The 24,849-nt window shown below is 39.3% G+C and carries 22 protein-coding genes, 1 pseudogene and 1 CRISPR repeat array; of the genes and pseudogenes, 10 read left to right on the forward strand and 13 right to left on the reverse strand.

Going from position 1 to position 24,849, the window contains the following annotated elements; all coding sequences use genetic code 11:
* Positions 1 to 186: 186 nt before the first annotated feature.
* From arsS to ACPZ3T_RS00605, 5 genes and pseudogenes are all read right to left on the reverse strand, one after another.
* On the reverse strand, positions 187 to 1,188 hold the full coding sequence (arsS, locus tag ACPZ3T_RS00585; protein WP_490273056.1) for an arsenosugar biosynthesis radical SAM (seleno)protein ArsS: 1,002 nt from the start codon (positions 1,186 to 1,188) through the stop codon (positions 187 to 189).
* A gap of 37 nt (positions 1,189 to 1,225) precedes the next feature.
* Positions 1,226 to 2,185 carry an inorganic phosphate transporter gene (locus tag ACPZ3T_RS00590; protein ID WP_490273057.1) on the reverse strand — a complete coding sequence of 320 codons (960 nt, stop codon included), beginning with the start codon at positions 2,183 to 2,185 and terminating at the stop codon, positions 1,226 to 1,228.
* A 15-nt stretch (positions 2,186 to 2,200) separates the two neighbouring features.
* Positions 2,201 to 3,169, reverse strand: coding sequence for an arsenosugar biosynthesis arsenite methyltransferase ArsM (gene arsM, locus ACPZ3T_RS00595; RefSeq protein ID WP_490273058.1), 969 nt, complete (start codon positions 3,167 to 3,169; stop codon positions 2,201 to 2,203).
* A 125-nt stretch (positions 3,170 to 3,294) separates the two neighbouring features.
* Positions 3,295 to 3,651: pseudogene (locus ACPZ3T_RS00600) on the reverse strand (response regulator transcription factor); the annotation flags it as partial.
* A gap of 221 nt (positions 3,652 to 3,872) precedes the next feature.
* Complete coding sequence (locus tag ACPZ3T_RS00605) at positions 3,873 to 4,160, reverse strand: Mo-dependent nitrogenase C-terminal domain-containing protein (RefSeq protein WP_490277421.1); 288 nt, start codon at positions 4,158 to 4,160, stop codon at positions 3,873 to 3,875.
* A gap of 408 nt (positions 4,161 to 4,568) precedes the next feature.
* Here ACPZ3T_RS00605 and ACPZ3T_RS00610 point away from each other — a divergent pair, with 408 nt between their 5' ends.
* Positions 4,569 to 5,180 (forward strand): class I SAM-dependent methyltransferase, encoded by a 612-nt coding sequence (locus ACPZ3T_RS00610; protein ID WP_490273059.1) that lies wholly within the window; start codon positions 4,569 to 4,571, stop codon positions 5,178 to 5,180.
* Positions 5,181 to 5,259: 79 nt separating this feature from the next.
* On the opposite strand, the gene ACPZ3T_RS00615 is transcribed toward ACPZ3T_RS00610, so the two are convergent.
* Positions 5,260 to 5,724 carry a GNAT family N-acetyltransferase gene (locus ACPZ3T_RS00615; RefSeq protein ID WP_490273060.1) on the reverse strand — a complete coding sequence of 155 codons (465 nt, stop codon included), beginning with the start codon at positions 5,722 to 5,724 and terminating at the stop codon, positions 5,260 to 5,262.
* A 199-nt stretch (positions 5,725 to 5,923) separates the two neighbouring features.
* On the opposite strand from ACPZ3T_RS00615, the gene ACPZ3T_RS00620 reads away from it, so the two are divergent.
* From ACPZ3T_RS00620 to ltrA, 3 genes are all read left to right on the forward strand, one after another.
* Complete coding sequence (locus ACPZ3T_RS00620) at positions 5,924 to 6,124, forward strand: hypothetical protein (protein ID WP_490273061.1); 201 nt, start codon at positions 5,924 to 5,926, stop codon at positions 6,122 to 6,124.
* A 609-nt stretch (positions 6,125 to 6,733) separates the two neighbouring features.
* The gene (locus ACPZ3T_RS00625) at positions 6,734 to 7,933 is read left to right on the forward strand and encodes an ATP-binding response regulator (protein WP_490273062.1); all 1,200 of its coding nucleotides are present in this window, start codon (positions 6,734 to 6,736) and stop codon (positions 7,931 to 7,933) included.
* A gap of 545 nt (positions 7,934 to 8,478) precedes the next feature.
* Positions 8,479 to 9,327: direct repeats of the CRISPR family, unit length 37 nt; unit sequence GTTTCCATCAACCATTACCCCGCAAGGGGACTGAAAC.
* Between the two features lie 586 nt (positions 9,328 to 9,913).
* On the forward strand, positions 9,914 to 11,683 hold the full coding sequence (gene ltrA / locus ACPZ3T_RS00630; RefSeq protein WP_490273063.1) for a group II intron reverse transcriptase/maturase: 1,770 nt from the start codon (positions 9,914 to 9,916) through the stop codon (positions 11,681 to 11,683).
* A gap of 600 nt (positions 11,684 to 12,283) precedes the next feature.
* Here the strand turns inward: ltrA and ACPZ3T_RS00635 are convergent.
* The 3 genes from ACPZ3T_RS00635 to ACPZ3T_RS00645 form a co-directional block, all read right to left on the reverse strand.
* The gene (locus tag ACPZ3T_RS00635) at positions 12,284 to 13,711 is read right to left on the reverse strand and encodes a sensor histidine kinase (protein WP_490273064.1); all 1,428 of its coding nucleotides are present in this window, start codon (positions 13,709 to 13,711) and stop codon (positions 12,284 to 12,286) included.
* Positions 13,708 to 14,427, reverse strand: a complete 720-nt coding sequence (locus ACPZ3T_RS00640) for a DUF4079 domain-containing protein (protein WP_490273065.1) — start codon at positions 14,425 to 14,427, stop codon at positions 13,708 to 13,710. The genes ACPZ3T_RS00635 and ACPZ3T_RS00640 overlap by 4 nt, the downstream gene beginning before the upstream one ends.
* A gap of 89 nt (positions 14,428 to 14,516) precedes the next feature.
* Positions 14,517 to 14,960, reverse strand: coding sequence for a DM13 domain-containing protein (locus ACPZ3T_RS00645; protein ID WP_490273066.1), 444 nt, complete (start codon positions 14,958 to 14,960; stop codon positions 14,517 to 14,519).
* A 239-nt stretch (positions 14,961 to 15,199) separates the two neighbouring features.
* Between ACPZ3T_RS00645 and ACPZ3T_RS00650 the strand changes: the two genes are divergently transcribed.
* The 3 genes from ACPZ3T_RS00650 to ACPZ3T_RS00660 all read left to right on the forward strand — a co-directional run bounded on the left by ACPZ3T_RS00650 (position 15,200) and on the right by ACPZ3T_RS00660 (position 17,962).
* Entirely contained in the window at positions 15,200 to 16,240 is a 1,041-nt protein-coding gene (locus ACPZ3T_RS00650) for a ribonuclease T2 family protein (RefSeq protein WP_490273067.1), read from the forward strand.
* A 228-nt stretch (positions 16,241 to 16,468) separates the two neighbouring features.
* Positions 16,469 to 16,708, forward strand: a complete 240-nt coding sequence (locus ACPZ3T_RS00655; protein ID WP_490273068.1) for a hypothetical protein — start codon at positions 16,469 to 16,471, stop codon at positions 16,706 to 16,708.
* A gap of 546 nt (positions 16,709 to 17,254) precedes the next feature.
* Complete coding sequence (locus ACPZ3T_RS00660; RefSeq protein WP_490273069.1) at positions 17,255 to 17,962, forward strand: HAD family hydrolase; 708 nt, start codon at positions 17,255 to 17,257, stop codon at positions 17,960 to 17,962.
* A gap of 55 nt (positions 17,963 to 18,017) precedes the next feature.
* On the opposite strand, the gene ACPZ3T_RS00665 is transcribed toward ACPZ3T_RS00660, so the two are convergent.
* Positions 18,018 to 18,629, reverse strand: a complete 612-nt coding sequence (locus tag ACPZ3T_RS00665; RefSeq protein ID WP_490273070.1) for a CPP1-like family protein — start codon at positions 18,627 to 18,629, stop codon at positions 18,018 to 18,020.
* Between the two features lie 696 nt (positions 18,630 to 19,325).
* Between ACPZ3T_RS00665 and ACPZ3T_RS00670 the strand changes: the two genes are divergently transcribed.
* Positions 19,326 to 20,042, forward strand: coding sequence for a response regulator transcription factor (locus ACPZ3T_RS00670; protein WP_490273071.1), 717 nt, complete (start codon positions 19,326 to 19,328; stop codon positions 20,040 to 20,042).
* Between the two features lie 76 nt (positions 20,043 to 20,118).
* On the opposite strand, the gene ACPZ3T_RS00675 is transcribed toward ACPZ3T_RS00670, so the two are convergent.
* The 3 genes from ACPZ3T_RS00675 to ACPZ3T_RS00685 all read right to left on the reverse strand — a co-directional run bounded on the left by ACPZ3T_RS00675 (position 20,119) and on the right by ACPZ3T_RS00685 (position 23,233).
* Positions 20,119 to 20,316: a DUF2811 domain-containing protein gene (locus ACPZ3T_RS00675; protein ID WP_490273072.1), complete on the reverse strand. Its 198-nt coding sequence runs from the start codon at positions 20,314 to 20,316 to the stop codon at positions 20,119 to 20,121.
* A gap of 476 nt (positions 20,317 to 20,792) precedes the next feature.
* Positions 20,793 to 21,824 carry a 4-hydroxyphenylpyruvate dioxygenase gene (gene hppD, locus ACPZ3T_RS00680; protein ID WP_490273073.1) on the reverse strand — a complete coding sequence of 344 codons (1,032 nt, stop codon included), beginning with the start codon at positions 21,822 to 21,824 and terminating at the stop codon, positions 20,793 to 20,795.
* Between the two features lie 131 nt (positions 21,825 to 21,955).
* Complete coding sequence (locus ACPZ3T_RS00685; protein WP_490273074.1) at positions 21,956 to 23,233, reverse strand: IS1/IS1595 family N-terminal zinc-binding domain-containing protein; 1,278 nt, start codon at positions 23,231 to 23,233, stop codon at positions 21,956 to 21,958.
* Positions 23,234 to 23,339: 106 nt separating this feature from the next.
* On the opposite strand from ACPZ3T_RS00685, the gene ACPZ3T_RS00690 reads away from it, so the two are divergent.
* Together ACPZ3T_RS00690 and ACPZ3T_RS00695 are read left to right on the forward strand one after the other, a co-directional pair.
* On the forward strand, positions 23,340 to 23,939 hold the full coding sequence (locus ACPZ3T_RS00690) for a cytochrome b/b6 domain-containing protein (protein ID WP_490273075.1): 600 nt from the start codon (positions 23,340 to 23,342) through the stop codon (positions 23,937 to 23,939).
* A gap of 34 nt (positions 23,940 to 23,973) precedes the next feature.
* Positions 23,974 to 24,696, forward strand: coding sequence for a molybdopterin-dependent oxidoreductase (locus ACPZ3T_RS00695; RefSeq protein WP_490273076.1), 723 nt, complete (start codon positions 23,974 to 23,976; stop codon positions 24,694 to 24,696).
* The last annotated feature ends 153 nt before the right edge of the window (positions 24,697 to 24,849 follow it).

The following is a 24,849-nucleotide window of genomic DNA, read 5'->3' on the forward strand; positions in this document are numbered from 1 at the left end:
GAACGAAACCCAACACCCCAAACCCTTGAATTTGTTGGGTTTCACTGCGTTTAACCCAACCTACGCATCTGTTTCATTTTTTTCGTGAAACAGTATGAACAGTTATCAAGGCGTATGGTGTGATGTTTCACCAACGATAAACAAATCACTCTTGACTGATAACTGATAACTGATAACTGATAACTGTTAAACTAAAGCACCACCACAACTAGAACCACATCCAGCCGTGCAACCATAGCAATAATCAGCCGTTTGGATTTGATCAATTAAGTCTAAATTACCAGCCTCTAGCAACTTAGCAACAGTGATTTTTTCACCGTTAGCAGTTTTTGCAGGTAAATTCATCATCTGATTAAAGTCGCAATCATAAATATTACCTAAATAGTCCACTGAAAGCTGATCACGACACATTAAATATTCAACTGTACTTTCATTAAAATGAGATTCTAAAAACTTTAAATAGCTACTGTAGAGTTTTTTTCTTTCTAAATGAAAGAGAGTTCTACCAACGGGTAAGTTAGTAATTGTAAACAAATGATTAAATACTAGGTTAAAATTTTCTTGTAGAAACAGTTTATAATCCCGTTCTAATTTACTTTGTTCTGGCGTTAGAGAGAACTTATCACTATTGGGTAATTGGGGATTGTAAACCAAATCTAAAATCAAATTGGGATCTGTACCATAACCCAATTGATTTAGCCATTGTAAAGCTTTAACTGAGGCATCAAATACACCATCACCACGCATTTTATCAACATTATCTGCTAGGTAGCAAGGCAAAGAAGCCACGACTCGTACTTGATTCTGGACAAAGTATTCTGGTAAGTATTCAAAGCCATTTTCAAAATATATAGTCAAATTAGAACGGACAATGACTTGTTTATTGTTGTTTCTTGCTGCTGCCACTAATGATTTGAATCCATAATTCATTTCAGGTGCGCCACCAGTTAAATCAACAATCTCAATTTCGGGAAATCTGTGAATTAATTCAATTAATTGTTCGCAGATTTCTGCTGATAATTCTTCTGTGCGTTTAGGACTAGCTTCCACATGACAATGGCTACAGGCAAGATTACAGCGTTTACCTAAATTAATTTGTAAAATATTAATCTTTTTTTTAATCAAGGGGTGATTTAATTTAGCATTAAATGGAGTAACGTTTGTATCTAGTGGATGATTGATTTGCATTGGTAATTACTCTTAAATAAAAATAGAGATTTGACTTTTATTTTTGTAATAATCTATAAATGATGCCGCCAATAATGGTGGCAATAGGTAATGTTAATACCCAGGCAATAAAAATTTTTAAAATAACAAATGTGTGAGTTTTTTTCGTGATCAATCCTACACCAATAATTGAACTAACCGTGACATGAGTTGTAGAGATAGGTAGACCGAAATAACTAGCGGCAATGACTAAACTACTTGTAATTAGATTGGCTGATAAACCTTGGGCATGATTCATGGGTGTGATTTTCATACTCATAGTTTCAGCAACTTTTTGAGAACTAATTAACCCCCCTAACGCCATAGCCATTGCAATAGTGACCATTGCACCTTGCTTAGAAAAGTATTCAATTACCATCACCAGAGAAACAAGTTTAGGTGTGTCATTAAAGCCTTTAGTGAAACAGATAATTCCAGCACTGATATAGTGAACAATATTCAGAAATTTTTGGCTGAGGGGTAAAGAAAATTTTGGCTTGAGATATTGAACTATCCTGTAAATTCCTGCTCCTAAAATAATAGCCAGAATCGGACTTAACAATAAAGGTAAAACAAAGTAACTCAAGAGAACTACAAACTTAGCTTGCAGTCCAATTGCTACTAATGCTCCCCCCAGAATAGCCCCTGTTAAACTATGGGCAGTCGAAACAGGTAAGCCAAACGTGGTAGCAATTAATACAGTTAAACCCGTGGCGATCGCTACTGCTATATGAAAGTTAGGAGCATTAGCGATCGCATCTTTAACAATACCTTGACCGGAAAAGGTTTGGACTAACTGATGAGCAAAGATAGTTGAGGTTAAAGCACCTGCAAAGGTTGTTAAAGTTGCCCATAAAATTGCTGTTTGGTAGCTATTTACACGGCTACCAAATAGCGTAGCTACACCTTTAAAATTGTCATTAGCTCCTTTAACATAAGCCAGAAAAAGCGTAGCAATAAATATACTTACTAACCACATTTTAAAGATGATAAATTAACAACAACCACCACCGCTATAATGCCAGGTTGAATCAGTAATTATGATTTCTGATGGCTTTAAAGCTCCCAGTTTAGCAGCAGTTTTATCACAAACTGCTGCCGGAATGCCACGTTGCAATAAATGACCAGCTGAATCATCAAAAAATGGGTCATAACCAGCATAAATAGCTGTTTTACCTGTAAAAATACAAGCCCCATCTTCTGGAATGGCTACTTTAAAAGCTACTGAATCAAGGCTTTCTAATAATAGATGGGTTTCTAAGTTATAAGTTGCTGAGTCTAGCAAGCGATAAGGACGACGAGCGCGAATTTCAATTTGACCAAAACCAGCATTGATAATGCGTTGTGTATATTCTTCGTAGGTGAGTGCGCCTGATAAACACATAGCCCTGAGCCGTTCATCTTGTTGTAGATGGCTAGGGATAGGACGGGTAGCAATGGGATCACTCATTTGTAAACGTCCACCGGGTTTTAACACCCGATAGGCAGTTTCTAAGGCACGAGTTAAATCTTCAGGTTCAAAAATATTAAACAGGCAATTTTGGGCGACAATATCAACGGCAGCATCAGCCACAGGTAAATTAAAAGCATCCCCTTCTCGAATTTCTACAAAACTGGTGTCAAACCAGGGGTTTTGTGCCGCCGCCAGTTCTAAGTTATGTTTTGCAGCTTCCCGCATAGCCGCCACCGGTTCAACCGCAATGACAGCCCCAGGACGGCGAGAAAAATAAGCAAACTGCAAGGCTTCTAACCCACCCCCAACGCCCACATACAACACCGTAGGCTGATGAGACAGTTCAGTCGGGTGAACCGTAGTTCCACAACCGTAGTTCATTTCCTGCATTTTGCAAGGTATCTTTAACCCTGGCAGTTGCAAAGGCGTGCTTTGCACACAACAAAGTCCTACTTGTGGAGTTTGAGCGACTTCACTATAAAATTGGGCTGCTGTTTCTAGATAAGTCATAGCAATTTTGATATTGGATGCTTGGATGTAGAGTTAACTGTGTGCATCCTAATATAACTAGTTATGAGTTGTATGAGTTTTTGCTGAAAAATCTCGACAAATCAGCACTCAAAACCCTGGGGCTTTTTACGTAAATAAGCGTTAACTTTCGTTAATAGTTCTTCGATGTCGAAGGGTTTAATGACATAATCATTGAAATTATTATCTAAACTTGAGATGCGATCGCTTAGTTCTTCCTGAGCGATTAAGAGAATTATCGGCACTTGATGGTTCGTAGTTCGCAAGCGTCCGTAAAATTCTAAGCCTGAGCCTCCAGGTAATGTATCATCTAAAATGATTAAATCTAGCTGTAACGCCCGTGCTGCCATGATTGCAGTTAATCCATCGTAAGCGACGCTTACTTGATAACCTTCATAGTTCAGTTCTAATTCTATAAGTCGAGCTAGCTTGACTTCATCTTCAACCAGCAAGATGTGCGTCATGATCGGGCAAAAGTAAAAAAGTAAAGGTTAAAATATTAAGATACCTATAATTTCAGCTTTTTGCCTGCACGGAGTCTTGTGATTGCTACAGTGCTGTGCTAGCCAATAATATGGACATCTAAATAGTTCTCCGTTAGCTTAGTATACTTTTGCGGAACTAACAAGAGTGAATCTGTAATTACCGATAAAAAATGGCTGCTTTCTGGAGCAATTGTCATCATTTAGCAATAAGCTGTTATGTCTTCACCACATTCATCAGCTAAATAACATAGGGCTTTAAAACGTAAACCTACTACTTGTTCATAGAAAGGATTTAATTTACACATGGGGGGAATGTGAAAGAGTTTACGACCAAAAAGCTTCACATCTCGTTCAAATGGACATTGAGCAGGAATAACTCTACACAAGAGATGAGCTAGTTTATAGTTATGAATTTCGATTCCTTCTAGCCATGTGCGAATAGAATTAAGTAGGTCGCTGTGGCAGTGAAGTTGAGTAAAGCTTGTCATCATCCATTACCTTCATTATTACTTGTTTTGTGTGTTTAACCTTCTATAAATAAATACAGTTAGGCTATGTCTTTTTATGCAGTTTTCCACAGAGACAGATATCATCTTTGGGAACACTGTTAACTACATATGCAGATGTTGCTATTACAGAATTTTGCTCTAGCTGCATCACATATCTGTTGTCGCCAACGCTAGTCTAGATAAAGTTAACTATCTTTTGGGAGGCGCAGCTTAACACTCATGAGGGACTTACAGAGCAAAAAATATCCAAACTGTAGGATGCGTCAGTAAGAATAATTTCTGAGTATAGTTAGGTTCTATCTCACTGACGCAACCTACCCAAGCATTCATTTCGGATAATTTATTTTGTGGTGTTCCCTTGCTGTAAACATCTAGCTGCGAAAAGCAATGAATAACGAGTTTCTCAAGCAGAAAAAGTTGATTTTTGACCTATGGGCTTCTAGTTATGACTCGCTGTTACCGTCTGTGTTTTACCAAGCTGTCCATAAACGGTTGTTAGAATATGTTGATTTATCAGCGCAAGCAAATGTGCTTGATTTAGGTTGTGGTACTGGTCGTCTGCTGGAGCGTTTGGCTACTAAGTTTCCCGAATTGCGGGGAACTGGTTTAGATTTATCGCCTAAGATGTTGCAAGTGGCACGACTGAGTAACCGTCATCATCCCCGATTAATTTTCATGGAAGGTAAGGCTGAGGCTCTACCTTTTGGTGATGGTCAATTTGATGCAGTATTCAACAGTATTAGTTTCTTGCACTATCTAGAACCAAAGCAAGTTTTACAGGAAGTAGCACGAGTATTGACTCCTGGTGGACGCTTTTATTTAGTGGATATCACTAGTAAAAAAGAACAAGAACCACAAATATTCTCAATTTCCCGTCAAGCCATTAAATTCTACAGTCCCCAGCAACGGGAAATGCTTGGTGCTAGTGCTGGTTTAGTCTGTTTACATCATTACTATTTATTAGGGCCTGTCTTGCTGACAGTATTTGCTAAATCCTAAATAGTAGTTCCCTATTATATTGTGTTTGCTTTTAAGTATGGGGTTCACTACACCCCACACCCTGCCCCCTACACCCTGTTCATTGATTTTGATACTGCATAAAGACGACAGGAACTTTAAGGATTTTTTTAGCTAGTTGAGAAAATTTGAACTTGTGCTGGAGAGATTTGGGTAAGTTTTCAAAGTCGATTTGCACAAAACCAAAGCGGTTGTAAAACTCTGCTAGCCTGTCACCTAAACATTCAAGATATAGTGGTTCTGTGGCTTGAGTGATCAAATGTTGTGTGAGCAAAGTTGCTAAACCCCGACCTCTCCAAGCTGGTGTAACAACTAAACTGCCGAGTTCTTGTGCTTGTGTAAAATTACGGAGTTGTCCGCAGGCGATGACATCTCCTTGAGATTCAATTACCCAAAACTGCTGCCAACGTAATTGAGTAGGGTCAAGTATAGCTGAAAAAACTAACCATCGGAGCGATCGCATATCCCCAGATGTGGCTCTACGCAGTGTACATCCAGATGGCAATGACAAATTATTTTGCTGCATAAAATTAATTGATTATGAGAGCAGGCCTCATTTTGACAGACAAAAGTGTTATTTTTGGCATTTTCGCAAGTATACATGAGTAACACTAAACAATACTTCCGATAGAGTCATGAATTAGCCAGAACTAGAGTTTAGATAGATAAATTTACCATATGTATCTTTTTACAATAGTTTCTGTGCTAAACGAAGGAGTATAGTTATGTCGGAACAAAAAAAACAGAAATCTAAAAATCAAGAAACTACTCCCACCGCTTCTGGTGGCTACCAAACTCCACTGCAAGAAGATATCCGCAAAACTGGTGATGCTTCTCAGTCTGATGCCAAAGAATCTGCTACACCAGAAGCTCCAGGAGAAGATGACGTAGCTGGTAGTCCCAATCAAGGTACGCCATCACGCTAACTTTGGAGAAGTTTATAAACTAAGCTAGCTAGATTAGGGAACACCAAAAAATAAATTAAGTAGAACGGCGTGAATAATTCAAGGTTTGTAGTAGGGACTTTAGTCCTCTCTTAAGGGCTAAAGCCCTTACTACAAGCCGATTCAATTAAATTTTACATTACTTAATGTAGTTTGTTTTTTTCTCGTCGACTTACTTATCCCTATTGATTGTTAGTAGAGTGCATCAACCTCAAGCAAAACCATCAAAACTGATCAGTTTTGATGGTTTTGGTGATTTTAAGTTGGGTAAACTTCTTCAGTGTCAGGACACACCATAAATTAATTTTTCGCCACAGTTAATCAAAGAACCCATAAACTAAAGTCAAGTAGGAGTGACGAGAATTTTTATTTTACTCTCTATGAGAAATAGTTGTACTGTATTAGGTAAATGTCATATATATGCTTAATAGCTGTATGATTTACAATCAGAACTTACGTGCAACATTTTGGAATTGCATAGAGTTTGTGGAAAAGCAATCAAATATGACTCCTACATTAGCTGCTTACTCAAAACTCAACACTTATTAGCTAATTAGATAATTATTTGGCAAATTTATCTCACTGTAGTTTATGGAAAAGACAAAGATTCGGATCTTACTGGTAGAAGATAGCCTAACTGATGCCCGACTACTACACCAGGTCTTTTTACATACAGATGAAGAAACATGGCAAATGACTCATGTTGAGGAATTATCGGAAGCAATTGCAATTTGTCAAGCTAGTTCTACAGTTACATCTGAGGCTAATTGCCAAACAAGGACTCTCAAACAACATAAATTTGATGTTGTTTTACTAGACCTTCATCTACCAGACTCTACCGGATTAGATACATTAAAACAATATCAAGCCGCCATTAGCCATGTCCCAGTGATAGTGTTAACTGAGTTGGATGATCAACAATTAGCAGTACAAGCTTTAGCACAAGGAGCGCAAGATTATCTAGTCAAAAACCAAATTACAATACAACGCTTAGTTCATGCTATTCGTTATGCAATTGAGCGGCAAGGAATCCTCAATCAAATAAGAGAGAGAGAGGAATGCAACCGTCAAGCACTAGTAAGACAACAGGGTTTAAATGAACTCAAGCCAGACTTTGTAGCGATGGTTTCCCATGAATTTCGTAATCCTTTGACTATGCTGAAAACAGCCTTGGAAATTTTGGAAGCGAGTAATGAAAAATATGTTCAAGAACGTAGCTCTAAATATTTCGAGCGAATGCACAATGCTATTAACCAAATGCTCCAGCTTTTAGATGAAGTTTTATTTTTGAGTAAATCAGATGCTAAAAAATTAGATTTTAACCCTTATGTTTTACATTTAGAAAACTTTTGCTTAGAACTGCTAGAAGTCTTAAAAATTGGGGTTTGTAGTAAACACAATATTATTTTTAATACTAAAGGTGATTGTACTTACGCAAAAATGGACGAAAATTTAGTTAATTGTATCCTGACTAATTTAATTTCTAATGCTGTGAAGTATTCTCCTGAAAATAGTAATATTTATTTTGATGTTATTTGTCAAGATAATATAGTCATTTTTAAGATTAAAGATGAGGGTAGAGGTATTCCCTTAAAAGACCAAGCAAATCTCTTTCAGACTTTTTATCGTGCTAGTAATGTGGGTAAAGTTCAAGGTACAGGGTTGGGATTAGCAATTGTCAAAAAATGTGTAGAAATACATCAAGGTCAAATTTCCATTGAAAGTCAGGAAGATGTGGGAACTACAGTAATAGTTACTTTACCATTAGAGCTAATTTGTAAACTAAAGTAAAACATTTACCTTGTAAAAAAAGTTTTAGCTTGACTTTTTCAGCAGACCCTACTTAGCGCAGGAATTTCATACCAATTCTGACAGCAACTTAGTCTGAGTGTTGTGGAATTGGAGTATAGGAACGAGATTACCCCAATGTATTAACATCTTTGTAAGTAGCCGTCATGAACTGGGTACACCAGAACACATGAAACAGTCTTTCCCTTACACCCCTACACCCCTACACCCCTTTTTCAAGTCAGCACTTCTTTAAATTACTGCTTTTTAGCTGTTGCAGGTTAAACTCTAGAAAAAACTCGACAATACAATATACTTATCTTATGATGAGGGAATCAGCTTGATGTTTGACAAGCCGAAGCGGGGTCAAAAACCCTGGGGGATTCGTCAAAAACGCCAGAACCTTGACAACATAATAATTACAGCGTTTTAAGAATTAGGGAAGTTGCGAATTACTTGCAATAAGATGGGCTGAAATCGACCTGATTTTGAGACTCGTCAAAATCCTTCCCAGGAAGCTTGCTCTGTAATAGTTTCAGCACCGAGCAGTTTCCATCAACCATTACCCCGCAAGGGGACTGAAACAAACAATCTCAAGACTTATCAGAGCAGGGCATAGAGTTTCCATCAACCATTACCCCGCAAGGGGACTGAAACGATCCTTAAAGTATGCCCCCATAGCTGAATTAATAGGTTTCCATCAACCATTACCCCGCAAGGGGACTGAAACTTGAATGGGGAGTGTTATCGGCTGCATCCGTGGGTGTTTCCATCAACCATTACCCCGCAAGGGGACTGAAACTTGGTGGGGTGCTTTGGTACGCCAATACAGAGAAGAAAGTTTCCATCAACCATTACCCCGCAAGGGGACTGAAACCGCCAAGGAAGAGGACATACAGTTAACTGCAAATCGTTTCCATCAACCATTACCCCGCAAGGGGACTGAAACATATTCAGATGACTCTCGATGAAATTAAAACGGGAGTTGGTTTCCATCAACCATTACCCCGCAAGGGGACTGAAACGTTCACGAATAACATCCAAATACAGCACTACCTGTCTTGGATGTTTCCATCAACCATTACCCCGCAAGGGGACTGAAACGCTAGACTAATTCAATATAAATACTGATGTTACTTAGGTTTCCATCAACCATTACCCCGCAAGGGGACTGAAACCAAACGAACTAACAGAAGTGGTGTATAGCTGCAAAGGTTTCCATCAACCATTACCCCGCAAGGGGACTGAAACGAAGCAGAACCATCATTTCTAATAGAAACAGAAGGAGGTTTCCATCAACCATTACCCCGCAAGGGGACTGAAACGATAAACACCCACCCATAAGGGCAACTGTTTCGGCGTTTCCATCAACCATTACCCCGCAAGGGGACTGGTGCGACTATCAGTCGCTCATGAGAGTGAGTATCTCAGAAATACTCCTGGTTAATGTCTAAACCAGTACCTACCCGAAGGGGCATTGCGGGTAACTGCGGTGTCTCAGAGCTAGAGGGGAAAGCGTAAAATCTGCAAGCCGAAAAGTGGAGGTAACGCCAAGGTAAAACCACTGACGGGTTAACGAGAGTGAACCTTTGACGAGGCATCGTGAAGCGGAAATACTGAAACGGCTGAAACAGTAAAAGGGGTGAGATATTCTGCCCTGTCCTCAGAATATAAGACATCAAAACGCCCCCGGTGTATAGAAGGAACGCGCAGTGGTTGTGTCTTTCATGTGTGATATGAAGAAACCCCAATGGAGTCTGACAACTAGAAACGATGCTGTCAGTAAAGCAGGGAGCAATCCCGACTGAACCCTCCAGTGGGTGTAAGATGCTACAAAAAGCGAAAGCTGTGAAGCCGAAAGGCAACGGGAAACCATAACCGCGCAGATAGGTTTAACTAAACCGACCTGAAAGGGTGCAGACGTGTAGCGAGTGAATCCCTTGAAATCAGAGTAGTAAGAAACCGAACTGTGCGGGAAAAGTTATGGTGCAATCAACGATTGTGAATGTAACCGACAGGACTACAGACTGGAACAGCATTAACTGGAAAAATGCTTACCGCGTAGTCAGGCGACTCAGACAAAGAATATTCAAGGCAACCAAAGACAGTAACTTTAAGAGGGTACGCAATCTTCAAAAGTTACTCATGAGGAGTTACTCCAACATTATACTTTCCGTGCGACGAGTAACGCAATTAAATCAAGGCAAGAAAACAGCAGGTGTGGACAAATTACTGGTACTGACACCACGAGCAAGAGCAACATTGGTAGATATTCTCGCCATGCGCCTACCGTGGAAAGCATTACCAGTTAAGCGGGTATACATCCGCAAATCCAACGGCAAACAACGCCCCCTCGGTATTCCCTGCATCATCGACAGATGTCTCCAGGCAATAGTATTAAACGCCTTAGAACCAAGTTGGGAAGCACAATTCGAGAGAACATCTTACGGTTTCCGCCCCGGCAGAGGTGTACATGACGCGATAGAAAGAGTACACACAACGTCAAAAGCCAACTCCACTACTAGTTGGGTGGTTGATGCCGACATTGAAGGTTGCTTTGATAACATCGCCCATGCACCGCTCATGCAAACCATTGGGAACTTCCCCGCACGGCAGTTAATACACCAGTGGTTAAAAGCGGGATATGTAGACAAGGGCGTGTTTTACGATACAGAAACAGGTGTACCTCAAGGTGGAATCATTTCCCCACTACTCGCAAATATTGCATTGCACGGTATGGAAGCAGCATTGGGTATCAGATACGATAAACACGGTCATAAAATCGGACATCGTGGTCTGGTACGCTACGCTGATGACTTGGTAGTTTTCTGCAAAACTCAAGAGGATGCCCACAGGGTGGTTGATATCTTGTCCGGCTGGATGAAAACTAAAGGGCTGGCTTTATCAGAGTCTAAAACCCAAATAGTACATCTAACTGTGGGATTTGATTTTCTGGGGTTTAACATCAGATGGTATCAAGACAAAAATACCAAAACCGGGCGGAAAGTATTAATCAAGCCCAGCAAGAAATCTTTGCAAGATGTCCGAGACCAGATTCGCCAAGTTTGGCTAGAGAATAAAAGCCATAATGTCAATTATCTCATAGGCAAGCTCAACCCGATAATTCGCGGTGTGGCTAATTACTATCGGACAGTTGTTTCCTCACATATATTCGCCAAACTAGATAGATGGATGTATGTGCGACAGCAACGGTACGCCAAGAGAATGCACCCAAATAAAAGCTCACATTGGCGCAAGCTTCGCTACTGGGGGAACTTTAACTTGGATAGAAATGACTTTTGGGTGTTTGGGGACAAACGTTCTGGTCAATATCTACTCAAGTTTAGTTGGTTTAATATCAAACGGCACACTTTGGTCAAAGGTGATGCTTCTCCTGATGACCAACACTTACGTGTTTACTGGGAACAACGACGCAAGAAGCAATCTCGCTGTTTGATTCCTAGTTACCAAAAGTTAGCCCGAAGACAAGGGTATAAGTGTCCTATTTGTGGCGAGTCTCTGTTTAACAATGAGTCGCTACATAAACACCATAAAATCCCTTGTGCTGCTGGCGGTAATGATAGCTACTCTAATTTAGAGTTGGTGCATTTCTACTGTCACCAACAAATACACTCAGTAGGGCGCAAGTCTGAAGGTGAGGTGTTTGTGCAAACACAAAATTGCTTTCATCCACCGATACACTCAGTAGGATTATTAGATGAATCTGAAGACGAGGTATTTAGTCTTTGGTAAGCGTTCGGGTTTGCTAAAGCCGGATGCAGGGTAACTTGCTTGTCCGGTTTGTCGGGGGGAAAGGGATTGCAACATCCCTGCCCTACCCTCTAAACAACAATGTGAGCGATCTGATTTTAACCAGTTCACAAGTTTCCATCAACCATTACCCCGCAAGGGGACTGAAACCTTTGCCTGGTAGTTCTCCTCAAGCCTGTGAAAAGTTTCCATCAACCATTACCCCGCAAGGGGACTGAAACATTAAATTTGCAGTAGTGGGGTTGCGTACTTCCCGCAGGTTTCCATCAACCATTTTAATCCTAATCAATCGCTTTGATTCTTGTAGGTGTGATTGTATTCCTTCTAAATGAATTGTCATCTTTTGATGGCGTAAGCAGTCAATTTACTTAGACATGATTATTCTCTACCATAAGTAGAACGGCGTGAATAATTCAAGGTTTGTAGTAGGGACTTTAGTCCTCTCTTAAGGGCTAAAGCCCTTACTACAAGCCCATTTAATTAAATTTTACATTACTTAATGTAGTTTGTTTTTTTCTTGCCGACTTACTTAATTTCTTTTAAAGACAGGTCTATTGTATTGAATCTTGAACTGATTCATGGTCAAAAATTAATCATGGGTAAACTAATAGTAAATGTACTACCTTCTTCTAATCGACTACGTACTGTAACATTACCACCCATACCTTCCACGATGGTTTTGACAATTGATAATCCTAAACCACAACCACCAATAGAACTAGTACGAGCTTCATCTACACGATAAAAGCGTTCAAAAATTCGTGATTGGTGTTGTAAAGTTATACCATAACCTTGATCAGAAACTTGGATAATTGCTGCTTGTGCTTGCTGATCTAATTTTAAAGTTATCGGTGTATGAGGCTCAGAATATTTAACAGCATTGTCAATTAAATTTAGTAATACTTGCTTGAGGCGATTGTAGTCAGCTTGGACTACGATTGTATTAATTGTGGCATCAATTGTAATTTGGCGATCGCTATATTTTTCCGCCATACCTGCAACTTCGATAATTAAGTCATTTAAGACGCATTCTTCTATGCGAAACTGCAAGTAACCACTATCGGCTCTAGCTAAATCTAGTAAGTCTTGCAATAACCGAATTGTTCTTTCAGCTTCTGATGCAGCCGTTTCTAAAGCTTCTCGCTGGATATCAGTGAGATTAGTTTGTCTGCGTAATACACTTTGTAAGTAGCCGTGTACTATTGTCAGGGGTGTACGTAATTCATGGGAAACATTACTAACAAATTGACGCTCTTGTTCCCAAGACTGGGAAAGACGAGCTAACATCATGTTGAAGGTTTGAGTTAATTGTTTGACTTCGCTGGGTGCGCTCTCTAAATATAGTTTTGCTTGTCCTAAATCTGCAATAGAAATGACAGCAGTCATTTGGCTAAGTTGCATGAGTGGTTGCAGAGAATGCTTGATGTAAAATGCGATCGCCACAGACATGACTATAATTGTTAAAACACTACCAACTCCCAAACTCTGCGCCATTACCAAGAATATCCTCTGTTCACGGGTGACATCCTGAATGACAAATAACTTACTTACGGCTTTTCCCTGTACTGGTATTGCACCACCACACAACACAAAGTAGCGTTTTTCTACTTGATTAATTCGTGGTTTGATTGTCATTTCACCCAGAGACATTAACTCAGTTGTTGTTGCCTGAGATAATTGATTCCAATTGTTAGATTTAGCCAAAATCTGATTGTCAGCAGTTTTAACCCACAAAAATGTATTGGTTGTTGTCAAGTTATCAATTGCTTTTTGTAGTGCTGTTGCTGATGGCATCATTTCACTATAAATCTGCACATCACGGGGTAGCCGTTCAGCAATTGTAGCGACATTTTCTTTGTGGTTATTAATTAAAACTTGCTGCATTTTTCGGCTTGTCCACAAAGCCAGATTTCCTAAACCGAAAGCAGAAAGTAAAGCAATACCAACTGTAAGACGTAAACGTAATGAAAAAGGATCTATCTTGTGATAAATTTTGGTGACTTGTTTCACTGGGGATTTTGATTATTGGGTGTGGGACAAGTTCTTTGGGAATAATTACACTGATAAACGTGTGATTCTTGCCAGCTTAAGGGAATTTCTAATAAATCTCTTGAACCTGTGAAGCCTTGACCAATAAATAGTAATAATGCTAGGCAATTGATCACAGTATGAATTATGCGCCAACGATTAGACCTATCTTGATAAATATCTTGCACAATCGCTACAGAAAAAATCATCAGTAGTGATGCGGTAATGCCTATATAGTAGTGTGACCAATACCATTCATTTGTGCGGCGAAATACTCCCTCTTGACAACCAAGAATTACTATACCAGTACCCGTTAAGGTGGCAAATACACCCCGCCATAATCGCTGTTTGGCTTGAAAGAGTAGCACCAAACAACCTATAGTTAAAACAAACATGAGCAGGATAAAAACAACTTGGAATAAATTTTGATTCCATAGTTGATTTTTAATGATATTTTTCCCAATTGGATAAGCTAAACCTAGTAAAGATAAACCCACAACACCACTAGTTAGCCATTCTCCTATGCGCTTATGTTCTCCTCCGACTATCGGCGGAATTTTACTTTTACCACCGTCTACGATTTGCAGACGACGTTGGCGTGTCTGCCAAGCAAAATGGCTGACAATACCAATGAGAGGAAAGACAAAAATAACTGCGATCGCTGGATGTATAATTGCTAAGAAATCCACTAGTTCCATATAATAAATCTCCTGGTTATATAGTTTAATAAATTTCCAGTAAAAGAGAAGTTTAATTATTGTATATACTTCTCTTTTTACTTTTTATTTTATAAAGGGGCATAGCCAAAGGTAGCATTAAACTTGCGACACCAAATAGCTACGGATTTGTAATTTTCTAATTTGACATTCGCTGGTAAAGCATAGCGTTGATTACCACTGATTTTTTGTAAAGGAGCAATATTTACATAATCTTTTTCTTTAATTCCAGATACTGGTGGTGCGTTAGAAGTATGGAGAATTACGAATAAGTCAGGGCCGTTATCTGTTTTAAAATTTTGATCAAACTCTAAATATTGTTTACCTTGTTCCGTCACGACGCTAACTTTTCCCTGGGTTGGGTGTTCCGCAGCTTGAAAATTACCTGCTTGAGCAGTTTGACTAGTGGTAGTAGTTGGAGTTTGATTATCTACTTGATTAGAACTTACTTCTCTCGTACAGCCTAGAGTTACGCTAGTAACAATTGCCAACATAACTAAATGTTTCCATTTCATGGTTTAAACCTCTGTAAATTGTTATCTACAGACAATTTAAAGCCTTATGTGAGCTAGAAAATTAAATTAAGCTGAGAATTTGTTAAAAATTAACTGGATGAAGAATTTTTAACTTAATTGTTTAAGTAATTTTAAGTTAAATTTTTACTTTTATTTAAGTATTACTGCTGAGAGATTCGCTGGAATCAGTTTATAATCAAGCAAAGTCCTAGCTATCAGCCATCTCAGTATCATAGTTGATGGAGTATTCTATGGTGCGATCGCTCAAAAACACACTTGTATTAGCAATCATATTGGTGTTGGCTTTTATCCTTTGTCCTCACCCTGCTTTTGCTCTTGTCCCCTTTGAAGCTCAATTTACAGCTACAGATGCTTGTGAAGCTTTAGTTTCCATCAAAAAAGAGACTAACCCCGGCAATATAAAATTACAACCAGAACAGACTTATCAAGTCGTTGGGAAAAATAAAGATATCCCCTCTCACTACCTTTTAAACATTACTGGTGTTAATCCTCCTCAGCGTTGGGTGGCCGCTAGTTGTCTCAACGTAGCTAGTTTACCTCCTGAGACAACTGTAATTGATACACCTGTAATTCCAGTTCCTGTTGGTAACGATTACTTATTAGCCGTGAGTTGGCAACCCGCATTCTGTGAAGAAAAACCCGACAAACCAGAATGTAAACTGCTCACTACAAATCCCAATCGTCCTGAAGCTACGAATTTCACTTTACATGGTCTTTGGCCTCAACCTAAAGACAATATTTACTGCGGTGTTAGTAGAACTGATAGAGCTTTAGATGGGGACAAAAGTATTAATAATGGTAGTAAGAGAGACTGGTCAAAGTTACCAGCTATAGAGAATGATTTATCTCCCGAAACTTGGGAAAAATTACAAGCAGTTATGCCTGGAACTTTATCCAACCTACATCGCCATGAATGGATTAAACATGGCACTTGCTACCAAGGTACACCAGAGGAATATTACACAGAATCAATTGTCCTTCTGGAAGCTTTTAATAAATCTCCAGTGCAAAAATTAGTTGCTACTAATATAGGTCGCCAACTTGCTATTAAGGAAATTGATCAAGCTCTATCTTCTTTTGGTGATAAAACTGGAGACAAGGTAGAAGTAAAATGTAATAATTCCCTACTGGGTGAACTTTGGGTAAATCTCAAAGGTGATATTACCTTAGATACTCCAGTTACTAACTTACTTCTTAATAGCCCAAATGCCAAAGTTGAGAAATTTAAATCTTGTTTAATTGATGATGCTCGTGATTAGGATATGTAGTAACGCACCGAAAAAAATATACAATTAAGTTTGTAGTAATACCAAATTAATATGAAGTTGCATATAATAGGAGGAAGTAAATTTGAGAATTCCTAAGACCGATGAGCCGCCCGTTTAAGATAGAAATCGTGGAGAGCGAAGAAGAACTAAAAAAACGCCTGCAAACAGCCATTGAAGGAAGCCAGAAAGAAAAGCTACAGATGTTGTGGTGGCTCAAGAGTGGGGCTGAAAACACTCACAGGCAAAGTAATTACAGCTAAAGGACTTAAACCCACGGTAGAGGTGAAATGGCTTCGGGAAAATTTCTGGATTTATGGTGCAATTGAACCGTTAACTGGAAAGCATTTCCAGCATGAATACCCTAAACTCAATGGAGACTATTTTCAACAGTTTTTAGACTGGCTCTCAGAACAATTAGGCTCGGATTATGCCATTTTACAGATTAGACTTCTTGCATAAATACTTTGGTGTTGCCAACAAGATTGTTTAAAAGCTCACGCATACCGCTAAAGCGGAACCCGCAGGGTAGGCGCATTCGGCGAAGCCGTTCTCGAAGAGTAGACGCAAAGAAGAACGCAGGAAAATAACTCTTGAAGTTATGTATTAGGATTGTTCAATTATTCGTGCAAGAGGTCTATTGACCAAGCTCGCGCCCATACTAGTTCTGCGATTCGTTGGCCAGACAATATTATTCCTCTACTGCAACCACCTCATTCTCCAGAACTCAATCCCATCGAGCGGCTGTGACAGTTTCTCAAAAAATCTCTCAAAAATGTACTTTTCTCTTCTTTAGAGGATTTACGTGAGCGCATTCAGCAGCTATTTGACCAATTAACTTTTGAACAAGTCATCTCTGTATCTTCTTATAACTTTATCTTGTAAGCTCTTTTCTATGCAGCTTCATATTAAATCGGTATAAGGCGCATATAATTGACAGAAAAGTTTCTAGCATACTCTAGACCGAGGTAAGATAGTTGCAATAAAAATTAATATTAACTTCCGCCGATGCTGAGACTAATTACCGACTTCGACGGCCCTATTATGGACGTTTCCGAGAGGTACTATCGTGTATATCTATTTTGCCTAGAACAAATCCGATATGCGAATCAACCAGTGCGACAGCTGGCTAAGGCAGAATTTTGGCAAATGAAGCGATCGCGGATTCCAGAAAAACAGATCGCTTTGACTTCTGGTTTAGATGAGACACAAGCGCAGCAATTTGCTCAATTGCGACGTAAAACAGTACACACAGAACCTTACTTTGAGTATGACAGCCTCATTCCTGGTGCGGTAGAAGCATTATTAAAACTTCAACAAGCTGGTGTTGATTTAGCGGTGATGACGATGCGCCGAGTGCGGGAATTAGACTATGCCTTCCAAAAATACGATTTAGGTCGGTTTTTTCCAGAAAATCGTTGTTATTGCCTGAGCAATGATTATGTCAAAACTCGTGATATTGAAGATAAACCGTTATTGATGACTAAGGCCTTAGCAGAACTACCACTAGCAGCCGATACTTGGATGGTAGGAGATACAGAGGCTGACATTGCCGCCGCTAAAAAGCATGATATTAAAGTTATGGCTGTGGAGTCTGGTATTCGAGATCGTAAACAATTGGAACTTTACCATCCTGACTTAATTGTTCCAAATTTAAATAGTGCCGTAAATTTGATCCTCGAATCTACATTATCAACCTCATCATCAAAAATTTAACCTAAAAACCCCTTCCTGAGTAGGAAGGGGCTACGAGGTAAGTTAAGAATTTTAATTAACGCAAAAAACTACTAATCAACCACAACACTATAAACGTCAGCACAGTCGAAAACTGATTAGCTGAGAGATAGGGTATTTGGGGCAAGAACCAGCCAGCGATTAGTCCTCCCGCAATTAAGCCAATGATTAGCCCAATGAGAGTAAACAAAACAGCTCGGCCAAATCTACCTTCTTTGCGATTGAGAAAGAAAATACTAACTCCTACCCCAACCACTAAGACCAGCTGTAAAACCTGATTGCCTGTAAAAATGCTAATGGCACTCAAACCCACATACCAAGCACCGGGTAGAAGCACATCTGCCGTTGTGGGCTGATCTAGGATATTTTGCAGCCATGCAGGTGACTGCTCACGAGGAGTGGGACTTTCTTTGGGAACAGATTGTATCCTCAATTCTGGAAAGCGGATACGTTCTGGTACTTTAATTTTTCCTTCCTGGCGCATCCGTAAGCGATCCATTAAAATCGCGTCGTAAGCTGCCTCAACGGTTTCTACACTCTTGGAATCGCCACTATATTGCTCCATCAGGCGATTGCGAGCGTCCTGAATCTCATCGAAGCTAGCATCTTCTGATACCCCAAGTTTTTCGTAGGGATTTTGATCGCTCATGGGAGTTTATACTTTAGCCTTTAGTCAGAGGCAATTTTTTGTTGCAGAATAACAATTTTAGATTTTAATTTGATCGAAGACAAATGTATCGACCGAATTTTATGCTCTACCAGGATAGTAGCACGCGTTAGTCAGATTGACCCAGGAATTTCAGCTATAGTTACTTTAACATATTGTCATAACTCCGTGTATACCCTCATGTCGTTGACCAATTCTAGCTCTAACCTAGAATTTGAACTGGAAATACCTAAAGAATATAATTTTTATGAAAATATTTTTTGCGGCTTCAGATTTACTACTGTACCCTAAGTTGAGGACATGGCCATGATATAGCTTTCGCCTAAGTAGTGGTATGAATCCACATAAAGATTTAAAATTGAAAAGTTTTAAATCTCCACTGAATTAATATTAGGGAAGTCTCCAGGATCAATCAATGATCTGTGCTTAATAGCCTAGTATTGAGTAGCTGGACATATTGAGTTTCTCATAACAGGCTCTTTCATTAAAGTGTAATAATAATTACCAAACTTTTTCTAGTATACTTGTCCAGCATCTTAACTGCACTATCATTATGAAAAATCAGGAAGTAAATTTCTGAGTCTTGTAGCCCCTTAGATCATTCCTCAGTGGAAACTGCGTTTTACGCAATACTGCTGTTAATGTTAAATAAATTTATTTTTGTGTAAAGAGATGGTCATGGCTCCTGCCAAGATTCTTGTAGTTGACGACGACCCGGCGGTGCGGAATTTAATCCAACGCTTTTTGTTGAAGCAAAGCTATCAGGTAGAAGCTGCTGAGGATGGTAAGACCGCGTTGTCCTTATTCGAGCAATTTAACCCAGATTTGGTAATTCTTGATGTCAATTTGCCAGACGTAATTGGGTTCAACCTCTGTCAAGAAATGCAAAGTCGTAATGGCGTGTTTGTTCTCATGCTAACTAGCCGTGCAGACGAGACGGACAAAATTCGCGGCTTTGCTAAAGGTGCTGATGACTATCTCACCAAGCCATTTGGCTTAGGGGAACTGGAAGTCAGAGTAGCAGCTATTTTGAGAAGACAGAGGGTAGTGACTACCGCCGAACAGAAACGGTTACTATTTGAGAAGTTGATGATTGATCCGGTACGGCGAGAGGTGACACTAAATAGCCAACCTGTACCCTTAACGGCTTTGGAATTTGATTTGTTACATTTTTTAGCTAGTCATCCTGGTCGAGTTTGGCGACGTGCAGAACTGATTCAAGAAGTTTGGGATTATGAGTATGTGGGAGATCAGCGAGTTGTAGACGTGCATATTGGCCAAATTCGCAAGAAAATCGAGGTTGATGCTAGCCAACCCGCATTAATTCAGACGGTACGTGGAGTTGGTTATAAATTTGAATGTCCTAGTCATTCCCAATTAGAAACCAACCCTTGATTGATTTTTCAGCATCGCCATTTATTAATTAAGGGCATGGGATACCATGCCCAAATTTTTGTCAAAAGATTTCTGATTAACAGTGATGAAACAGAGTTTCTAAATAAACACGGGCAGCACGGCGATCGCTGTCTCCATTTTGTAGTAAAAACAATGATAGTGCTGCTGTCAGTACTCGATTTTGATCCCAATCAGGATGAGTTTCTAAGTAGGTTTTCAGTGAGTCATGAAGAGTTTCGGGGATTTCAGTAAAAATACTAACTGTTGCGTTCATGGTATTTTCCTTGTGTAAGTTCAGGTAAAACGAACTATGGCTTGGCTTGAGGCAGTTTTAGGCAACATCTACACTGACCTCAGAGGTAAGTTTTGATGTCAACGGTTGCAAAAAATATAAAACCCGGTCGCATCATTGTGCGACAAGAGGGGGTGGGTTTGTCAATGCTGCGAAATGTTAAAAACGGTGGTATAAAAAATCAAATCAAACGGAATAATCAGCGTTTGAAGTTCTTTTTTGTTACATTTCGTAATCTAAACTCAGTCTGTTGAGTTTGTTCACACTCGCAATTCAAAATCCCCAGTTAGCCTGCAAGAGCCTATCCCCTCGTAACCCATCTGTGGAAAAGTGTGAAAATCCCTGTGGAAAGCCTGTGGAATCTGTGAGGAAAATTGCACTTTATGATAAGAATTACAAAAAGATGATCTTTTTATGAAGGTGAGTAGGGGATGGGGCATCGGTAAAAAAATTACTGGCTAGGAGAGAGTCCCGCGTTTAATTTGTTCGCTTTCAATGGCTTCAAACAGGGCGCGGAAGTTTCCTTCGCCGAAGCCCTGAGCTTGGTGACGACGTTCGATAAATTCAAAGAAAAAGGTTGGTTGCCCAAAGATGGGCTGAGTAAAAATTTGCAACAATACTCCTTGATGGGAGTCTTGCTGCCAATCTACCAAAATTTCTTGTTGAGCGATCGCACTTAATTCTACAGGTGAGAGGGGAAGTCCGGGGCGGTTTTGCAGTTGGGAGTAGTAGGTTTGGGGAACAGAGAGTAATGATAAACCACGCTGACGAAATTGGGCGATCGCATTGATAATATTAGTGGTTTGCAAAGCGATGTGTTGAATACCTGCGCCGCGATTAAAATCTAAAAATTCTTGAATTTGGGAATTTGGGGAAGCTGGTTCATTCACGGGTAACTGAACGCTACCTTGACGGGAAACCATGACTTGACTATGCAAGGCAGAGCGATCTGTTTGTATTTTAAAGGTTTGACGGGGTTGAAAATCGAGAATTTTTTCATACCAACTGACTACACGCTCTAAATCACCTGCGGCGACATTCAAGACTATATGATCTATGGCAGTAATTATGTTGTTTGAGGGGGTTTGATGGCTGATGGGAGGGCTTTCAATTAAGGTGTGAGTCAAACCACCCCAAGCGGCTATTTTGCCGCACTTACAACATAAATCACCTACTTGTCGTTCCTCAATAGATTGTAAAACTGTAGTACCGTAGTTTTGGGCATGAGCGATCGCAGTTTCTACATCTTCCACCACAAAAGCAATATCTGCTACACCAGGGGGGTGTTGACGCAAAAATTCAGCTACTGGACTGGTGGGTAGTACAGGTGAAGACAGCAAAAACTTGACCACACCACTTTTTACTGCTTCTGTGCAAGTGTGAAAGGAATGGATACCACTAGCTACGGGTGTGAACCCCAGATAGTTTACAAACCAATCTCGCCAGACTTTGGCATCTTCTACATACAAGTGAACATGATCAATTTTCATATATTCTCAAAATCTAGCACCACAGTTAATCTAATTGTAAATTTTGTCGTTATTGCTAGATTTTTGAGTCTTGCTTGGGCAAGAATTATGCAGATACGGTAAAATATTTTACACTCAATTACAGCATCTAGTTATGATTTAACACATCCCAGAGACTGATCTTGAGACTTAGTGACTTCGTATTCTTTACCATTGGCTTTCAAGGTAAATAGGGGGGATGACTGTAAAAACTTCATAAAGCTAGACCCAAGTTTTAACTTCTTGACAATGGAATTAGGGGATTGACCACATTTTTTTTGTAATTCTGTTCCTAGTTTAGATACAGATAATTTAGTTTTAGGTGCATTGATGTTGAAATTATGAATAATCTCCAAAAGTAATTGTTCTAAATCGTTTTGGGAATTAATAACTGGGGAATTTTTGGGTGCTTTCGTGCTATTTTGTTTTTGTGTAAGCGGCTCTGTTTTTTCAGTTTTTGGTGGCTGATCATAATGTAATTCTAGATGATATCGCTCTTGGAAGAGATTAGCGATCGCCACAAGATTATTAAGTTTATTTTCAATGGATACTTGCTCAGACTTAATTAAATTTTCAATTTTCTGAACAACATCTTCCAAAGACGGAATCTCCATTGTTAAGGGGAGAGAATAGAAAATAGATTGCTGATTATTACAGTTTTTTATATGCAGTATTTGGGCTTGTCTACGTACCCAATAGACTGTTAAACCCTGGTTTAGCAGTTCATTACACAGGTGTTTTAAAATGCCATCTCCAGAGCAGACTAATACTTCTTTGACATTGGGATAATAGCGTAAAATATTCGCGCCAACTGTGATCATTTTAGCATCAGCACCATCTTTACCATCAGGTACATGAATAAGTTGATAACCTCGCTCATATAAATCTATATCTTGCTTACCAATGCTGGGATTTTTCCAGTTTGCAAAGCCTATTTTGACTTTGAGGGGATATTTACATATACTGGCTAAAAATGTTTCTACCTCAATGTTTATTTTGAGATTTTCTACATCCAATAATATTAAAGAAATTCCGGTTTCTACAAAATCAGTTCTATCTTCTGTTGGTGGCTGAAATTTCTTGATAAATTGGTAGAATACTGGAGATTCTAGCCACTCATTTGATAGGATATTTTGCAAGAGTTCTTCTAATAAGCTTAAACTAAAAGATGCTGTAGATGTGACAGTGGTTTTTTCTGCCAAAGGTTGATTTTCTAGAACGACTGAGTTTTCACTATGTCCGTTAATATCCGTCATCAACTCATTTTCTGGGTCATGGGGTAATGCAGACTCTAAGAATTGTTTACCACAATTTTTGCACAGGTAATTCTGCTTACCGTTCCGATGGCCGTTTTTACGATATGAGGTTGATGCACAATGAGGACATTTCATTTTCTTTTTCAGCCTGTCTTGTGCTGATGATTACCTCTGAGGATGGGATTTGAAAAGTTTGCTTCACATTTTTTAATATAATTGTTTAACCAAAAGATTTAAATCAATGACTGCAAGTATTACCGGCAAGATGAGAAAGTTACCAACCCAAGCAATAGGAGCAAAGATTTTCCACTCTATCAATATTGTTAGCCTGTTTCTTATGGTGACTAGTGGACTGCAAATTTACAACGCTAACCCTGTGTTCGGCGGACGTGCCGGTTTACACATACCTCCTATATTTACGTTAGGAGGTTGGTTAGCAGGTGGTAGACATTGGCATTTTGCGGCGATGTGGTTATTTTCCCTAAATCTGCTGTGGTATGGGATATATGTTTTAATTACTCGTCGCTGGCGACATAGATTTGTTGGTGTTAACGATATCAAAGCATTACAAAAAACTCAAAATCCTCAGCGTTTATTTTATGCTTGGCATCGGATTGTGTATACATCTATTATTCCGATTATGCTGCTGGCATTATTGACGGGGATAGGTATGTATAAACCTGCTCAATTTCCTGTTATTGTTGATATATTTGGAGGTTGGGAAGCTTTACGAATTGTGCATTTTGCCTCAGTGCCAATGGTAGTATTATTTGCGATTATTCACCCATTTTTAGGGCGTAAAGCTGGAGGGGAAGAACTGACAGCATCAATGTTTTGGTAGAAAAATGTTAATTGCTAATTTTACCTGATTAAATATGGATTTAATTCGTCTACGTCGTCCTCAATTAAGTCGTCGTCATTTTTTAAAGATTTCTGGGATTTCTAGCATGGGTTTTTTGTTAGGTGGTTGTGGAACACCAGTTTTTGAAGATTTGGTGGGTACGATTTCTCAACCATTGAATCAAAAAATAGAAAAGTTAATATTTAAGCCCCAGCAGCCAGTCCCAGAATTTTCACCTAGCCAAATTCAACCAGAACAATTAATAGTTAATAGCTTTCGTGGTACACCAATTATTGATGTAGAAAAATATCGTTTAATTATTGATGGTGAAGTTGATAACCCTTTAAGTTTGAGTATGGCAGAAATCTATCATCTGCCTTTGACTTCTATGATTATACGCCATGTTTGTGTAGAAGGCTGGGCTGCGATCGTGCAATGGGGAGGTATACGTTTAAGAGAAATTATTGCCCTTGCCCAACCTAAAAGTAATGTCAGCTATGCTTATTTTAAATCTGCTGATGGTTACTATGAAAGCTGGGATATTGCTTCAGTTTTACATCCTCAAACATTATTAGCATATCAAAAAAATGGTGAACCTTTACCAGTTGAAAATGGTGCGCCTTTACGCCTAGCTTCACCAATTAAACTTGGTTATAAACAGAGTAAGTGGGTAACTCAAATTACTCTCACAAGTCATTTAACAGCTTTTCAGGGTTATTGGGAGGATCAGGGTTATGAATGGTTTGCAGGGATTTAGGATTAATTAGGGGTGTAGGGGTGTAGGGGTGTAGGGGTGTAGGGGTGTAGGGGTGTGGGGGGCAGGGGGCAAGGGGAGTAGGGGAGACAAGGGAGACAGGGGAGACAAGGGAGCAGGGGGAGTAACACTTTTCAATTTTGAATTTTGAATTTT

Source organism: Aliinostoc maniaoense, from assembly GCF_058172895.1.

Bases quoted from the DNA above. Each gene is read 5' to 3' on its own strand.
- arsS (WP_490273056.1), bottom strand. From the start codon at position 1,188: ATGCAAATCAATCATCCACTAGATACAAACGTTACTCCATTTAATGCT.
- ACPZ3T_RS00590 (WP_490273057.1), bottom strand. From the start codon at position 2,185: ATGTGGTTAGTAAGTATATTTATTGCTACGCTTTTTCTGGCTTATGTT.
- arsM (WP_490273058.1), bottom strand. From the start codon at position 3,169: ATGACTTATCTAGAAACAGCAGCCCAATTTTATAGTGAAGTCGCTCAA.
- ACPZ3T_RS00605 (WP_490277421.1), bottom strand. From the start codon at position 4,160: ATGACAAGCTTTACTCAACTTCACTGCCACAGCGACCTACTTAATTCT.
- ACPZ3T_RS00610 (WP_490273059.1), top strand. From the start codon at position 4,569: ATGAATAACGAGTTTCTCAAGCAGAAAAAGTTGATTTTTGACCTATGG.
- ACPZ3T_RS00615 (WP_490273060.1), bottom strand. From the start codon at position 5,724: ATGCAGCAAAATAATTTGTCATTGCCATCTGGATGTACACTGCGTAGA.
- ACPZ3T_RS00620 (WP_490273061.1), top strand. From the start codon at position 5,924: ATGTCGGAACAAAAAAAACAGAAATCTAAAAATCAAGAAACTACTCCC.
- ACPZ3T_RS00625 (WP_490273062.1), top strand. From the start codon at position 6,734: ATGGAAAAGACAAAGATTCGGATCTTACTGGTAGAAGATAGCCTAACT.
- ltrA (WP_490273063.1), top strand. From the start codon at position 9,914: ATGGTGCAATCAACGATTGTGAATGTAACCGACAGGACTACAGACTGG.
- ACPZ3T_RS00640 (WP_490273065.1), bottom strand. From the start codon at position 14,427: ATGGAACTAGTGGATTTCTTAGCAATTATACATCCAGCGATCGCAGTT.
- ACPZ3T_RS00645 (WP_490273066.1), bottom strand. From the start codon at position 14,960: ATGAAATGGAAACATTTAGTTATGTTGGCAATTGTTACTAGCGTAACT.
- ACPZ3T_RS00650 (WP_490273067.1), top strand. From the start codon at position 15,200: ATGGAGTATTCTATGGTGCGATCGCTCAAAAACACACTTGTATTAGCA.
- ACPZ3T_RS00660 (WP_490273069.1), top strand. From the start codon at position 17,255: ATGCTGAGACTAATTACCGACTTCGACGGCCCTATTATGGACGTTTCC.
- ACPZ3T_RS00665 (WP_490273070.1), bottom strand. From the start codon at position 18,629: ATGAGCGATCAAAATCCCTACGAAAAACTTGGGGTATCAGAAGATGCT.
- ACPZ3T_RS00670 (WP_490273071.1), top strand. From the start codon at position 19,326: ATGGCTCCTGCCAAGATTCTTGTAGTTGACGACGACCCGGCGGTGCGG.
- ACPZ3T_RS00675 (WP_490273072.1), bottom strand. From the start codon at position 20,316: ATGAACGCAACAGTTAGTATTTTTACTGAAATCCCCGAAACTCTTCAT.
- hppD (WP_490273073.1), bottom strand. From the start codon at position 21,824: ATGAAAATTGATCATGTTCACTTGTATGTAGAAGATGCCAAAGTCTGG.
- ACPZ3T_RS00685 (WP_490273074.1), bottom strand. From the start codon at position 23,233: ATGAAATGTCCTCATTGTGCATCAACCTCATATCGTAAAAACGGCCAT.
- ACPZ3T_RS00690 (WP_490273075.1), top strand. From the start codon at position 23,340: ATGACTGCAAGTATTACCGGCAAGATGAGAAAGTTACCAACCCAAGCA.
- ACPZ3T_RS00695 (WP_490273076.1), top strand. From the start codon at position 23,974: ATGGATTTAATTCGTCTACGTCGTCCTCAATTAAGTCGTCGTCATTTT.